Genomic DNA, 13,091 nt, shown 5'->3' on the forward strand with positions numbered 1-13,091 from the left:
GCCATGGAACGCCGCACTTTTCTGAAGACCGTCGCGGCGGGGTTTGGTGCGTCCATCGTCGGGACGGAAGCCCTGGGGGAGGCCACGCCCCTCCCCCGATCGGCCAGGAAGGTCATCGTCGCGGGCGCCGGCATCACCGGACTGTGCTGCGCCTATGAACTGATGCAGCGCGGCATCGACGTGACCGTGCTCGAGGCATCGGGCCGCTATGGCGGTCATGTCTATACCGGCCATGACGGCCTGTCCGACGGCCTGTTCGCCGATTACGGCGCGGATCATCTGACCAGGCCGGGTTACGAGCAATTCTTCCGCTACGTCGATGCGTTCGGGCTGAAGGTCGTGCCCTATCCCAATGCCGAGGGATCGCCGCTGCCCGCGAACGGCGGCCAGATGACGATGATCGGCGGCAAATTCTACAGCGAGACGATGCTCGCCGAACCGGCGACCCAGCGCGCGCTCGGGTTCAACCAACGCGAGATCGATTTTCTTGCCCGGCATCCCTGGTACGAACTGCCCGACCTCTTCCTGGCCGACCACCTCGCCCGGTTCCGCGATGTTAGCCAGCCGTTCGGCAACGGTTGGGACGATCTAGACGCGATCGACCTCGACACGCTCTATGCCAGGCAAGGCGCGTCGCAGCGGGCGCGCGACTATCTTGGCGGGCAGCATGTCAACGCCCTCTACGGGTTGTGGCGCTTCGCGGTGATGCGCGATCGCGGCATCCCGCTGTCCGAAGGCGAGCCCTTCCATCTGGAAGGCGGTAACGAGGAAATGCCCAAGGCCTTCGCAGCCCGGCTCGGGACGCGGGTGAAGCTCGCTCATCCCATTACCGCGATCCAGCGCGACGCGACGGGCGTGACCGTGTCCTACACCGCCTATGGCCGCGACGAAACGCAGACCATGCGCGCCGATTATCTGGTCAATTGCATCTCGCTGCCGATATTCCGGCGCATTCCGGTGACGCCGCCCCTGTCGCCGGCCAAGCAATATGTTGTCGACAATCTGACCTATAGCTCGCACCCGTTCTTCGTCTTCGAGGCCGAAAGCAAATTCTGGCTCGACGACGGATTCCGGACGCTCGCCATGTCGTTCGATCATCCCGACATCTCGCAAATCTGGGTGGTGCCCCAGACCGCCAGGTCGAGCCGCGTGATCCTCAAGGCGTTCGGCCCGGCCGGCGCCTCGCCGCAACGCGTGCTCGCCGCCTTTCGCGAGCTCTACCCGGGAAAGCGCGACACGATCGTCCAGGCACTCACCTGGGACTGGAGCAAGGATCCCTTCGCGCCGACCTGCGAGATGGAGCCGTTCGCGCCGGGCACGCTCAAGCATTTCTGGCCGGAGATCATGAGGTCCGATGGCCGGCTCTATTTCGCCGGCACCTATGCCGACCCCCTGAGCCGGGGAATGGAATCGTGCGTCCGGTCGGCAACGCGTGTCGCGCAGGAGATCGCCGATGCCTGAGCTCAAACGCCGCGACTTCTTCAAGGCAGGCGCCGCCGGGTTGGTAGCCGCCGGCCTAGCCGCGCGCGCCAGCGGCGCCGACCAGCTCGAACATCTGTGGGAAGGCTATGACTGGGGTGGGGGACCGCGCGTCGCGGACCGCCTCAACCAGGGGCCGTTCACCAATTACGGTGCCGACGCCAATGCGCCGGGCGGCGAAGTCGGGATGGCGACGTCGCCTTCGCGCGACATCGTGCCGAACTACGGCATGGGCCTGACCGCCTATGTCTCGGGCGATACCGGCCCACCACGGCTGCCCGGCCAATCGCTCGAAAAGTCGATCGAGGACATCGTCAAACTGCCCTTCGCCCAAAAGGTCTATATCCGCCCCAATTGGCGAGAAGTGCAGACGCGCCCCGGCAAGCTCGACCTGCCCGATTGGTGGCGGATCACCTTCGACCTTGCGCGGCAATATGGCAAACGGGTCGGCTTCCGCATCATGCTGGAAAACCCCGATTTCGCGGCGCCCGGCATGCCCGACTTCCTGATGGAGAAGGTCCCCTACGTCCCGCTCAAGGGCAGTTGGACCGGCGACACATCGCAAGTCCGCTACCGCAAGAAACATGCGATGCCGCGTTACGATCATCCGGCTTACCAGGCGGCATTCGGCGAATTGAACGCCCTGCTTGCCGACCGATACAATGGCAGCGCCGACGTCGAATATATGGACACGATGATGTACGGCTTCTGGGGCGAGGGGCACACCTGGCCGTTCGAAGGCAATTATTTTCCGAGCAACCTGGCCGCCGAGCAGACCTGGCTCAAGATGCTCGAAACCCAGCTTGCCTGTTGGACTCGAACGCCGCTCGTCACCAATACCCAGCCGGATTTCAACACTGTCGGCAATGCCGCGATGCTCGACCATACGGTGCGTAGCGGCAATTGGATCCGCAGCGACACGATCTTCATCGAGACGACGCAGATCGAGGCGCTGAGCAACCGCCCCGCCTGGGCCGCGGCGGTCAGCGAAGTGCCGATGACCACCGGCGATCCGGACCAGCTCGGCATGGTCGACGGCGTCACGCATAATGAACAGATCGCAGCGCACGTGCTCGCAGTGGGCGCGAATTACTGGTCGATCTGGAACTGGCACAACGAATCCGCCGCGCACGTGCTGAGCTATTACGACAAATATCCGGAAGTGATCGACCATGCCGCGCGGCGCATCGGCTATCGCGTCTATCCAGCCTTCATCTGGCCCTTCGAGCGCGACGGCGGCCGCGGCATGGTGATAGGGCTGGCCAATGACGGGGTCGCGGGCGTACCCGGCGCGCTTCGGTTGACGCTCACGGATGACAAGGGCGCCACCCTCGCCCGCGGCTGCCTTGACCCGGGTTTTCCAAGACCGTCCGGTATTCGTCAGGCGATGCTGCGCTGGTCCGGCGACCATGATTGGGAAGGATTGCGCCTGAGCGCCGCGCTCGAGGTTAAGGGGGTATCGCATTCCGTCCGCTGGGCGTGCCGCCAGGCATTGAATGCGGATGGATCACTGACGCTACGACGCAACCTTCGATCGTTCTGATCGCGGAACGGGATGGCGGCCGGCGATACGCCGGCCCGCGATCGCGGCGGATCTCCTGCTGCAACGAGGCCACATGTTGGTCACAAGGTCCGGCCCGCTACCGAATGACCGGGAATGGACCCATCCCCATCTAGGGATTGGAGGTATCGCGGCGGCCTGGGCACGGTATTTGTGGTCGCCAAGCTGGGGGTTTGAGGCGATGACGCAGGTCGAGCGGCGACAATTCTGGACGGCGGTCCATCGCTATTCCGGGCTGGCGATGCTTGCATTCCTGGCCATCGCTGCCGCTACCGGTTGCCTATTGTGCTTCGAAAAGCCGCTCGACGCCTGGCTCAACCCCGAATTGTTCAAGCCAAGCGGCCCCGCATCGGTCGAACCGCTCGCCGCGGTCGAGCGCCTCGAACGCGACCATCCCGAGCTCCTCGCGACCTATTTTCCGGTCAACGCGAAGGAGGGGCGCAACCTGACCGTCGCCGTCGAGCCGGCACCGGGACGGGGCACGCTCGGCTTCGACCAGGTCTTCCTCGATCGCGCGAGCGGCGCTGTCGTCGGCACACGCAAGACTGGCCCGGGATGGGACCGCCCGCATTTGATGCAGGGCATCTACCAGCTCCATTTCACATTGCTCGCGGGGGATTGGGGCCGTTGGCTGATGGGCGTGATCGCGCTGACCTGGCTGGTCAGCAATCTGGTCGGCATCTACCTGACCTGGCCGCTCAAGCGCCCGTATCTGCGCAACTGGAAACGGACCTGGACCTTCAAATGGTCGAGTCCCCCTGCTCGCCTGCTGCTCGATCTTCACCGGTCGAGCGGCTTGTGGCTGATGCTGCCGCTGACGGTGCTTGCCTTTACTTCGGTCGCGATGAATTTCTTCGGCGAAGCGTTGGTCCCCGCGGTCAAGCTCCTGTCGCCGGCCCGCCCCTCGCCGTTCGACGGCCCCGCCTTGGCGGCGCCGGTGGCGCGCGCGATCGATTATCGCCAGGTGCTGGCCCAAGGCGCAGCGCTCGCTCGCCGCAACCATCTCGGCTGGGCGCCGGCGACGCTGCAATACGAGGCCGACCGTGGACTGGTCGGGCTGCGCTTCAGTCCGGGCGGGATCGAGAATTACCGCGCACTCGGGCCGGTGACCTATTGGTTCGACGGCCGCGACGGCCGCTTCGTGAACGAGGACAATCCGTACAGCGACAGCGCCGGGTTCAAGCTGATGCGCTCGCTCTACCCGCTCCACACCGGCGAAATGATCGGCACGGCCGGCGTCGCGCTCGACCTGGTGCTCGGTATCGTCACGCTCGGCATGTGCGTCACCGGGGTCTATCTCTGGCTCAAGCGCCGCCGCCCGCGCGTCTCCGCCCGCAAGGCCAGACGCAAACGCGCCGCCGCGGCGCGGGAAGCCAAGGCCGGCGCGTGAGATCCATCACGCCTTGCAGGGCCTCCCGCTTCGTGCCGCTAGGAAGAAAAGAATTCAGGTTTCTAGCCGCTTGCGGTTGATCCTCCGCATCCAGCGGACCAGCGTGGAGTCGGGATGCCGGTCGAGTATTTCGCGCAAGGTCGCGACATTCTCGTCCTGCCCCAATTTGAAGCGCGGCTCGATCCGGGTGACGTCGGCGCGAAAGGCGATGATCGCCTGCTCCATCGCGCGGTAGCGTGGGCCGGCATCCGTCGGACGCCACCCGGTCTTCTCCTCCGCGTCCATCGCCTCGACCAGTTCGAGCAAGGCGGCATCACCGCCCTCGGGTTCGAGCGTGATCCTGGCCTCGATGCGCACTTGCCCGTAATTCCAGGTCGGGGCCCAGCGCGGATTGGTAACGTGACCGTTGGACACATAGCCCTGCGGTCCGGTGAACAGGATCAACGCCTCGGGCGATGTCTCGAACGCGGCAACCAACGGATTGCGGCGCCCCATATGGCCGATCAACGTGGTGACGCGCCCCTCGGCATCGGTGCGCGCGAGCAAGGGCAGAAGATGCGGCTGGCCGGCGTCGGCGCAGCGCGGCAATAGCCAGGCGAGTGGATAGTCGGCGATCAGCGCCGCGATATCTTCATTCTCGATCGCATAGATGGAGAAGTCGACCAGCGTGAATCCCGCCTTTTCGCTGGCCGGTTGCGCCGGATCGGATCCGCTCGGTTCGGTCAAGTTCCAACCCCTTTGTCCGGCCATCGCCGGTATCGATGACGTTCATGCTCCGCGCCTTTGGCCCAGGCGACAAGCGCCAAGTCCGACAAAGTGCGGGGACCAACCGCCCGCTTGTGCCGCGCTCGGGTTCGACTAAGCTGGACCCATCCATATTGGATCAAAATGGGAGAAGTGGGGACCAATGCTGCGCCCCTGGAAGATCACTCTCGGCGAAAGGATCGATCCCGCCCGGCCGACGCCGATCTATCTCCAGATCGTCCATGCGATCATCCACGAGATCGAGCGCGGGCGCCTGCCGTCGGGCACCTTCCTCCCCAGCAGCCGCGAACTCGCCCAGTTGCTGTCGGTCAATCGCAAGACCGTCGTGCTGGCTTATGAGGATCTGATCGCTCAGGGTTGGCTGACATCGCACGGCACGCGCGGGACGATGGTCTCCAGCCTCCACGACGACGACAAGCCGGCATTGCCGGCGGCGGCGCAGCGCAATGCGGAAGCCGAGCGGGACCGTCCCGCCTATCGCTTCGAGCCACCCCCCGAACGCGCGCTCGCCTGGTCGGCGGATCGCGGCATCAAGCTGGATGAAGGGTCGCCCGACGGCCGGCTGTTTCCCGTCGACGTGTTGAGCCGCGCCTATCGCACCGCGATCAAGCGCAGCGCGCGCGCGGACAGCATGTCCTATCGTGATCCCCGCGGGACGCCGCTGTTGCGAGCGACGATCGCCGACATGCTTAAGGCCGAACGCGGGCTGGCGGTGACCGCCGACCATATCTGCATCACGCGCGGCAGCCAGCACGGCATTTTTCTGGCCACCCAATTGCTGATCGCGCCGGGCGACGCCGTGCTGGTCGAGAAACTGACCTACGAACCGGCGGTGACCGCCTTCGCCGCGCGCGGCGCGCGGATCGTGCCGGTCGGGCTCGATGATCAGGGGATCGACGTCGAGGATGTCGAGCGTGCCTGTCGCAAGCACAATGTGCGCGCGATCTTCCTGACGCCGCACCACCAATTCCCGACCACCGTCGCACTGCGCCCCGAACGCCGGTTGCGCTTGCTCGAGCTCGCGCGGCAATTCGACTTCGCCTTGATCGAGGACGATTACGACCACGAATTCCACTTCGAATCGCAGCCCTTGCTGCCGATGGCGAGCTATGCGCCGGCGCGCGTGATCTATGTCGGATCGCTCTCCAAGCTGCTGCTGCCCGCGCTGCGGATCGGCTACATCGCGGCCCCGCCGCCGCTGATCGACGCCATCGCGCACCAAGTTTCGACGATCGACGGCATGGGTAACAGCTTCACCGAAGATGCCGTCGCCGAGTTGATCGAAAGCGGCGAGCTTCGCCGCCACGCGCGCAAGGCGTCGCAAATCTATGCGGCGCGGCGCAGCGCGTTCGCCGAGGCATTGCGCGAACGGTTGGGGGACAAGGCCGACATTCGCGTGCCCGACGGCGGGCTCGCCTTCTGGCTGCGCTTTCCGGACCCCGCCTTGCTCGACCGTATCGAACGGGCGGCGCCTGCATTGGGTCTCCGCTTCGCCGACTCTCGCTCATTCGCGACCAGCCCGGACGCCGAACGCGGGCTGCGGCTCGGTTTCGCCAGCCCAACCGAGGACGAGGCGCGGGCCGCGATCGCCTTGCTCGCTCAGGCCGCGGTGTAGCGCTGCTTCCCGCCGACGAAGGTGTGCAGCACCTTCGCATCCTGGACCTTGAGCGGATCGGTCGCCAGCAGGTCGCGATCGAACACCGCGATGTCGGCATAATAGCCCGGCGCAAGCTGGCCGGTGCGATCCTCCATGAAGCCGGACCAGGCATTGCCGCGCGTATAGGCGACCAACGTCTGTTCGGCGGTCACCTTCTGGTCCGGCAGCCAGCCGCCGGGATTGGCGCCGTCGATCGTTCGCCGCGTCATTGCGGCATATAGCCCGGTCAGCGGATCGAGCGGCGCCACCGGCCAGTCCGACCCGAACGCGACATGCGCGCCGCTGTCGATCAGCGAACGGAAGGCATAGGTGCCGTTCAGCCGCTTCTCGCCGATCCGCTTCACTGCCCAACGCCCATCGTCGATCGCGTGGAACGGCTGGACCGAGGCGACCACGCCCTGTTTCGCGAACCGCGCGATGCTCGACGGGCGAAGATGCTGGGCATGTTCGATGCGAAAACGTCGATCCTTGGCGCCATTGGTTCGCGCGACATCGGCGAAAATATCGAGCATGTCGTCGTTGGCGCGGTCGCCGATCGCATGCGCCGCGACATGCAGCCCGTGCGCGTCGGCAGCGCCGATCCACTCGCGCAGATTGGCCAGGCTCGTCACGCGGACACCGCGCTGGCCAGGCGCATCGGTATAATCGTCGTAGAACACCGCGGTGCGCGAGCCGAGCGACCCGTCGGTCAGCGCCTTGACTCCGCCCCAGCGCAGCCAGTCGTCGCCGCGGCCTTCTTCCGCGACGATCCTGGCCATCTTTTCCCAATCGACCAGCGGCACGAAGGCATAGAAACGCATGTCGAGCGCCTTGCGCGCATGGAGCCGGCGCAAGGGCCCCCAGGTGGTCCAGTCGATCTCAGGATTGTGGACCTGCGCGACGCCCTTGCTCAGCCCGTGACGGATACCCAGCAGCACCGCCTCATCGGCATCGGCGTCGCTCGGCGGCGGGATCACGCGATCGACCAGCTTCGTGGCATTGTCCTTCAGGACGCCGGTCGGATTGCCCTGCGCGTCGCGGACGATCACGCCGCCAGCGGGATCGGGCGTGTTGCGGTCGATCCCCGCCAGTTTCAGCGCGACGCTGTTGAGCAGATAGGAATGCAGATCGGTACGCGGCAGCGAAACCGGCGTGTCTGGAGTGACCGCGTCGATCCAGTCGTGGGTGGGCAAGGCGCCACCCAGCCTCTGTTCGTCCCATGTCCCGCCCAGGATCCATTTGCCCGGCCGCGCGCGCGCCGCCGCGCCCAGCCTTGCGGCGAAATCGGCGCGGTCGGTCGCGCTCAACAAATCGGGCTGGGTCAACGTCACCGAGCCGTGGAGGAAATGCGTATGGCCGTCAGTAAAGGCCGGCATGGCGAATGCGCCGCCGAGGTCGATCACGCGCGTCCGCGCCGTCGTCCGCGCCTTCACGGCATCGGCGCCGAGCACAGCGACGCGGTCACCGACGATGCCGAGAGCGGTCGCGCGCGGCCGTCCGGGCATTCCGGTCCAGATCGATCCGTTGACCAAGGCGACGTCGAGCCCGCGATCGGCGGCCAGCGCGCCGACGCGCCACGCCAGCGCGGTCGTGGCGGCTGCCCCCAGGAAAGTGCGGCGATCCATCTTTAACTCCCCTGTCGTTCGCGACCGGACGATGCTGCTCCCTATCGCCGCGGGCACGAAACATCCAAGCTGGCGAGCGCGACGGGTCCAAGCGTTGGACCCGTCGATATCCGCATTTTGGATGTTTCCGGTTCACCAATCTGGACCAAGCTGCGACGCTGTAGGGGCGCCGGCGACATCGGGCGGAGCGGCAGACAGTCCGAGCGAGGCGCAGCAGGAGACACTCAGCGGCCTGTCCGCGCTCGAACGAAGGGGTCCAACGTGCGCATTTCTCGCTCTCTCAGAACCACGTCCGCCGCCGCATTGGCGTTCGGCATCGCGCTCGCCGCACCCGGCATGGCGCAGGCGCAATCGGCTGCCGCGGCGCCGGCCAATGCCAATGACGACAGCTATGCCGGCAACGATCAGGACATCATCGTCACCGCGACCAAGCGCGCGGAGAGCCAGAGCCAGATCGCCATGCCGATCAGCGCGATCAGCGGCGACCAGCTCAACAAGATGAACGCCAACAGCCTGTCCGACTATATCAACCGGCTGCCCGGCGTCGTGTTCAACGATTATCAGCCAGGCGTGTCGGAAGTCGTGATCCGCGGCATCGCGGCGACCACCTATCACGAACAGGGCCAGACGACCGTCGGCTATTATCTCAACGAAATCAACGTCGTGGAGCCGGGCTTCCCGATCGGCATTCCCGATGTCGATACGTTCGACCTCGACCGCGTCGAAGTGTTGCGCGGACCGCAGGGCACGTTGTTCGGGTCATCGACGCTGGGCGGCCTGGTCAATTACGTCGTCAAGACCGCCGACCCGTCCAAGCTCGACGCGGCAGCCGAGGGGCTGATCGGGTCGACCGCGCATTCCGGCGGCGACCTGAATTATGCCGGCAAGATCATGTTCAACCTGCCGATCATCAAGGACAAGCTGGCGGTCCGGGTGATGGCGCTGCAGCGCTACGATGCCGGCTTCATCGACAATGTCGGGCTGACGCCGGAGAAGAAGGGCAGCAACGATTTCCGCACGCGCGGCTTGCGCGGATCGATCGTGTTCACGCCATTCGAAGGAACCAAGATCACCTATCTCGGCGCGTATCAGGACACCAAGCTCGACGATCAGACCTATATCACTTACGCCAACAGCTATAGCCGCAGCACCGGGCGGGTCGAACCGCAGACGACCAGTTTCCTGCTCAACAGCCTGCGTCTCGACCAGGATCTCGGCGACGTCGCGACGCTGACCGTGCTCGGCGCGATCGACGAGAAGAAGAATTACACGCTCTTCACCGATCCCTATGGCTATGTCACCGGCACCTTCACCGGGCCGAACGTGGCCTATGATTATGCCAATGCCAATGCGAACATAAAGACGATCGAAGGACGGATCGCGTCGAAGGACAATGGCGGTCCGCTCAACTGGCTGATCGGTGTCAGCTATATGCGCGCGACCAAATTCTCCTACGATCAGATGTTCGCGCCGGGTGCCAATGCGTACATCACCGCCAATCCGGGCGGCTTCGCTTATCCCGCCTCGGTGCTGGCGCCCAACGACCGCATCTACGGATATCTGTCGGACACGCTGAACACCGATTTCGGCGTGTTCGGCGAAGCGACGTGGAAGCCGCTCAAGGGTTTCGAGATCACCGTCGGCGGCCGCTATTACAGCACCCGTGCCGAGGGCGACGTGACCAACAAGGCCGGCTTCGTCAGCGGCAGCCCGGTCGACCTGTCGGGCCATACCGACCAGAAGGACCATGGCTTCACGCCCAAGGCCTCGCTGGCGTTCCGCCCCAATTCGCATTTCCTGGCGTACATGACCTATTCGCGCGGCTATCGCGTCGGCGGGATCAATCCCAATGCCGGCCTGTTGCCGACCATTCCCACCGCCTATGCGAGCGACAAGGTCGACAATTACGAGGCCGGCATCAAGACCACCTTGTGGAACCGGCTGACGATCGACGCCTCGATCTACAATATCGACTGGCACGGCATCCAGGCACGCCTGTTCGGTCCGGCACCGCAATATTATTCCTATGTTACCAATGCCGGCAGCGCCAACATCGTCGGCGTCGAATTCGCCGGATCGTTCCGCGCGACGCGCGCGCTGACGCTGAGCACCAACGTCACTTATTCGGACGCCGAGCTGACCACCTTCCTGCCGGATACGTTCGCGGTGGGTGGCGGATACGTGTCGGGATCGACGCTGCCCGGGTCATCCAAATGGTCGGTCGCCAGCACGATCAGCTATGATCGCGACGATCTGCCGGGCAAGCCGTCGTTCGAGGTGGCGCATCGTTACCTGTCCAAGGCCCCGGTCGCGTTCGGATCGACCAGCACGCGCGGCGACTTCAACATCTTCGACGCGCGTGCCTCGTTCACCCTGGCCGGGCATTTCCGGCTGACCGGCTTCGTCAACAATCTGTTCAACGAATACGGCATCCTCAACGCGCCCTTCACGTCGCAATTCGCCCCGGCCTATTCGATCGTGCGGCCGCGCACCTATGGACTTCGCATCGACTGGAAGCTGTAACCGTGCGGATCATGATCCGCCGCCTCACCACAGCCTTGCTGATCGCGCTGTCCCCCGTGCCGATGGTACGGGGGGCGGACGATCCGGCGCCGCTGCCCGCGGCGTCGGGCGGGCCGATCACGCCCGACGACATCATGAAGCTACGCGACATGCGCGACGTCGCGCTGTCGCCTGACGGCCACACGGTGCTGTTTACCGTCCAGGCGCAAATGTCGACCTTCGGCTCGCCGCACCAGACGATCTGGACGGTGCCGTCCGACGGCAGCGCCGCGGCCCGGCCGTTCATCGTCAGCGCGGGCGTCGACAGCGCGCCGCACTGGTCGCCCGACGGCAAGTGGATCGCCTTCCTGTCCAATCGGCCCAACCCGCTGGTCAGCGACAAGGGCACCAGTTTCGCCTTTTCGACGGCCAACGCCGCCGGTCCCAATCCCCCGGTCGCCGGTACGCCGCCAGCGGGCGCCGCCGAGCCGGGGGCCGCCTCGACCCAATTGTGGCTGATGCCGGTCGGCGGCGGCGAGGCGATCCCGCTGACCGCTATGCCCGGCGACGTCAACGACATCGCCTGGTCGCCCGACGGCAAGCAGATCGCGTTCCTCAGCGTCGATCCGCAATCGGCCGAGGAGAAGCAGGCGATCGCCGGCGGCGCGAATTGGACCGAGATCGACGGCGACCGCCATTTCAGCCGGCTGTGGATCCTCGACCTTGCCAGCCACAGCGCACGCCGCGTCTCGCCCGACGGGGTGAATGTCAGCGCGATGGACTGGTCGCCCGACGGCAAGCGGATGGCGTTGCGCGTCGCCGACACGACCCGGATCAACGATTATTTCTATCATTCGCGGCTGGTCCTGTTCGACCCCGCGAGCGGCACGATCGGCAAGACCGTGCTGGACAACGCCGCCGAAGGACCGTTCTGGTCGGCCGACGGCAAGTCGATCCTGGGCGAAGTGATCCGGCTGCCGGGCTTTATCGGGCTGGGCCTGCGGGTCTGCGATCTCGACACTGAGGCGGTTCGCCCGCTCGCCGACGATCATCCCGGCCTGTTCACCAATGTCCGCTGGTCGGCCGACGGCAAATCGGTGCTGGCGCTGTCGTTCGAGAAGACGCGCTCGGCCGTCGTGCGGATCGACCGCCGGAGCGGGACGGTGACGCGGGTCGCGGCGCTCGACGGCGAGGCCAGCGACTTCGACATCAGCCGCGACGGCCGCCGGATGGTCGCCGCGCTCTCCAGCCCCGACCGCCCCGCCGACGTGTGGACGATCGCCGCCGGGAAGGCGCGCCCGATCACCCGGATCAACGGCCAGGTGGCCGACTGGAAGCTCGGCAAGGTCAGCGAGATCAGCTGGCGCAACAGCAAGGACGGTAAGACCATCTACGGCGTGCTCGTCACGCCGCCGAACTACGTGCCCGGCACGCCGACCAAGATGGTGGTCGAGATCCATGGCGGTCCCGAATGGGCGTGGTGGTCGGGATGGCTCGGCAGCTGGCACGAATGGGCGCAGATGCTGGCGACGCACGGCTATGTCGTGTTCCTCCCCAATCCGCGCGGATCGGACGGCCAGGGCACCGATTTCGCCCGCGCGGTCGGCAACGACTGGGGCGGAATGGACTATCGGGACGTGATGGACGGGGTCGACGCGCTGATCGCGCGCAAAGTTGCCGATCCCAACCGGCTGGGCATCGGCGGCTGGAGCTATGGCGGGTTCATGTCGGCCTGGGCAGTGACGCATGGCGACCGCTTCAAGGCCGCCGTAGTCGGCGCCGGGCCCACGGACCTCGTGCCGTTCGCGCGGATAACCGACACGCCCGACTTTCCGCTCGGCTATTATGGCGATGTCACCGCGAATATGGCCGATTACGACCGCAGCTCGTCGGCGCGGATGCTCGCCAATGTCCAAACTCCCGTCCTGATATTGCATGGCGAGGGCGACACCAGGGTACCGGTGACGCTGGGCCTAGAATTCTATCGCGGCTTGAAGATGCTCGGAAAGGATGCGGAGATGGTCAAATATCCGAACGAGCCGCACTGGTTCCACGATCCCGCGCACCAGCGCGATATCCAGCGCCGGGTTCTCGCCTGGTTCGACGCCCATCTCTGATCGCTTGGCCGCGCTG

Annotated in this window: 8 protein-coding genes; 6 read left to right on the forward strand and 2 right to left on the reverse strand. The window is 65.6% G+C overall.

From position 1 onward, the window contains the following. Positions 1–3 precede the first annotated feature (3 nt). The 3 genes from Q0L25_RS04105 to Q0L25_RS04115 all read left to right on the forward strand — a co-directional run bounded on the left by Q0L25_RS04105 (position 4) and on the right by Q0L25_RS04115 (position 4,430). Positions 4–1,461 carry an FAD-dependent oxidoreductase gene (locus Q0L25_RS04105; protein ID WP_296611810.1) on the forward strand — a complete coding sequence of 486 codons (1,458 nt, stop codon included), beginning with the start codon at positions 4–6 and terminating at the stop codon, positions 1,459–1,461. Next, a complete protein-coding gene (locus Q0L25_RS04110) occupies positions 1,454–3,022 on the forward strand; it encodes a hypothetical protein (RefSeq protein WP_296611811.1) in 1,569 nt (522 codons plus the stop codon). The genes Q0L25_RS04105 and Q0L25_RS04110 overlap by 8 nt, the downstream gene beginning before the upstream one ends. A gap of 199 nt (positions 3,023–3,221) precedes the next feature. Then, entirely contained in the window at positions 3,222–4,430 is a 1,209-nt protein-coding gene (locus tag Q0L25_RS04115) for a PepSY domain-containing protein (RefSeq protein ID WP_296611813.1), read from the forward strand. 54 nt (positions 4,431–4,484) lie between these two features. On the opposite strand, the gene Q0L25_RS04120 is transcribed toward Q0L25_RS04115, so the two are convergent. Next, positions 4,485–5,156 carry an FMN-binding negative transcriptional regulator gene (locus tag Q0L25_RS04120; RefSeq protein WP_296611814.1) on the reverse strand — a complete coding sequence of 224 codons (672 nt, stop codon included), beginning with the start codon at positions 5,154–5,156 and terminating at the stop codon, positions 4,485–4,487. Between the two features lie 181 nt (positions 5,157–5,337). On the opposite strand from Q0L25_RS04120, the gene Q0L25_RS04125 reads away from it, so the two are divergent. Beyond that, complete coding sequence (locus Q0L25_RS04125) at positions 5,338–6,810, forward strand: PLP-dependent aminotransferase family protein (protein ID WP_296611816.1); 1,473 nt, start codon at positions 5,338–5,340, stop codon at positions 6,808–6,810. On the opposite strand, the gene Q0L25_RS04130 is transcribed toward Q0L25_RS04125, so the two are convergent. After that, entirely contained in the window at positions 6,795–8,456 is a 1,662-nt protein-coding gene (locus tag Q0L25_RS04130; RefSeq protein WP_296611818.1) for an amidohydrolase, read from the reverse strand. The two genes, Q0L25_RS04125 and Q0L25_RS04130, sit on opposite strands and share 16 nt — an antisense overlap. Before the next feature lie 261 nt (positions 8,457–8,717). On the opposite strand from Q0L25_RS04130, the gene Q0L25_RS04135 reads away from it, so the two are divergent. Both Q0L25_RS04135 and Q0L25_RS04140 read left to right on the forward strand, forming a co-directional pair. Beyond that, positions 8,718–10,979: a TonB-dependent receptor gene (locus Q0L25_RS04135; RefSeq protein WP_296611819.1), complete on the forward strand. Its 2,262-nt coding sequence runs from the start codon at positions 8,718–8,720 to the stop codon at positions 10,977–10,979. Between the two features lie 11 nt (positions 10,980–10,990). After that, entirely contained in the window at positions 10,991–13,075 is a 2,085-nt protein-coding gene (locus tag Q0L25_RS04140) for a S9 family peptidase (protein WP_296611821.1), read from the forward strand. Positions 13,076–13,091 lie beyond the last annotated feature (16 nt).

It is taken from the genome of Sphingomonas sp. (assembly GCF_024508665.1).
Lineage (GTDB): Bacteria > Pseudomonadota > Alphaproteobacteria > Sphingomonadales > Sphingomonadaceae > Sphingomonas.

What these genes read in the sequence shown, in the direction of transcription:
- Q0L25_RS04140 (WP_296611821.1), top strand. Translation starts at nt 10,991, where the DNA reads ATGATCCGCCGCCTCACCACAGCCTTGCTGATCGCGCTGTCCCCCGTG.
- Q0L25_RS04125 (WP_296611816.1), top strand. Translation starts at nt 5,338, where the DNA reads ATGCTGCGCCCCTGGAAGATCACTCTCGGCGAAAGGATCGATCCCGCC.
- Q0L25_RS04130 (WP_296611818.1), bottom strand. Translation starts at nt 8,456, where the DNA reads ATGGATCGCCGCACTTTCCTGGGGGCAGCCGCCACGACCGCGCTGGCG.
- Q0L25_RS04110 (WP_296611811.1), top strand. Translation starts at nt 1,454, where the DNA reads ATGCCTGAGCTCAAACGCCGCGACTTCTTCAAGGCAGGCGCCGCCGGG.
- Q0L25_RS04115 (WP_296611813.1), top strand. Translation starts at nt 3,222, where the DNA reads ATGACGCAGGTCGAGCGGCGACAATTCTGGACGGCGGTCCATCGCTAT.
- Q0L25_RS04105 (WP_296611810.1), top strand. Translation starts at nt 4, where the DNA reads ATGGAACGCCGCACTTTTCTGAAGACCGTCGCGGCGGGGTTTGGTGCG.